The sequence below is a fragment of the Oleiphilus sp. HI0079 genome, assembly GCF_001635105.1.
The window spans coordinates 1-1,284 of the sequence record NZ_LWFT01000884.1 but is presented as its reverse complement, the minus strand read 5'-3'; the positions used below and the strand labels follow the sequence as shown (position 1 = coordinate 1,284).

Sequence of the window (1,284 nt, the reverse complement as noted above, 5' to 3'; positions counted from 1 at the left end):
CAGTGATCATTATGAATAGATGCGTGCGCTTTAGCTTCTTTTTGATTCTAAGTTCTTCAAGGATTTGCTGGCCATTTTTACCTTCGCCAAGATTAAAGTCACAAAGCATGACATCGTAGCTTTCGTACTTGCTTTGATTTAACGCTTGTTCAGCATTTGCAACGGTGTCAACGAAAGCGGCCCCGAAGCTTGTAAGCATTAGCCTAAGAGAGGTTCGAAAGTTCTCAAAGTCATCGATAATCAAGAACTTGCTGTCTTGGCAGAGTTTTCTTAAGTGATGGTTACTCAATTAATTCCCCAGAATTACTTTGCTTCGTCATGCTCAAGTAAAAGAATGATCTCATCGATCAGTTCGTTGACTTGTTGCATCTGGATTTGAGTATTCGTGAAGCCTTGTTCTATTTTTTGAGTCGTCAGCCATGCAAATGTAGAGGCAAAAAGCGAAAAAGCCAGAAAGACAACGATCACAACTTGTGGCAAAGCCAGGTCGAGGCGCTTGCTTGTCATCTCGGCCTGATTCGTTGCCAATTTAGCGAGCTCGGTCTTAAGGTTCCGGTTCTCTTCGTGGATTTCTTCATAGGCGGTCTCTAGTGTCGATATTCGAGCATATAGCTTTGAGTTGCTTGATTCGCTTTCGACCGTTTTAGTAAGAGAGCTTTGTACTTCGTTGAACACAGTAGGTACGTCGTCGGCTTGTTCGGGTTTAGTTGAGCAAAGCCGGTCTAGCATGAGATACAGTTTGTCCCGATCAATCTGTTTCGAGATGACCCCTGCTGCACCCAGGCGATGCGCTTCTTCATAGTAATTGTGCGCATGCTGTGACGTGTACATAATGACTGGAACATGTTTCGTTTGTTCTTCTGATTTAATGCGTTTCAGCGTCTCAAATCCATCCATGCCGGGCATTAAGTGGTCCAAGAATATGTAATCAGGGTGAAACCAAGCGAGTTGCGACAGAGCGTCTTCGCCGGAGCAGGCCTGCTCACAATGTATACCCATTTTTTTTAGGATCTTGGTTAGTAAGGTGCGAGATGTCGATGAATCATCCACCACGAGTGCGCTTGTCGTTGCCACGTTGTTCCCTGATTAGTTGCCTGAATATGTATCCGATTCTTGTTCTATAGCAGACGTACAACTTCAGTTTAGCAAGGCTGAGTCGTTTGCGTACTATTATTATTCTTTTTGCGTAAGGAGGGTTTATTGCTATCTTGGTTGTTTATCAGGATAATACGCGACCTATTTTTATGAGCGCACATATATAAGAGGTGTGAAGCGTGAGCAACG

General features: G+C 43.8%; 2 protein-coding genes. Both read right to left on the bottom strand.

The window, feature by feature from the left end:
* Window positions 1–289: response regulator (locus A3750_RS16385; protein ID WP_197475090.1), on the bottom strand; the 289-nt coding region annotated here is incomplete at its 3' end.
* Between the two features lie 14 nt (window positions 290–303).
* Window positions 304–1,074, bottom strand: a complete 771-nt coding sequence (locus tag A3750_RS16380; RefSeq protein ID WP_068455325.1) for a PleD family two-component system response regulator — start codon at window positions 1,072–1,074, stop codon at window positions 304–306.
* Window positions 1,075–1,284 lie beyond the last annotated feature (210 nt).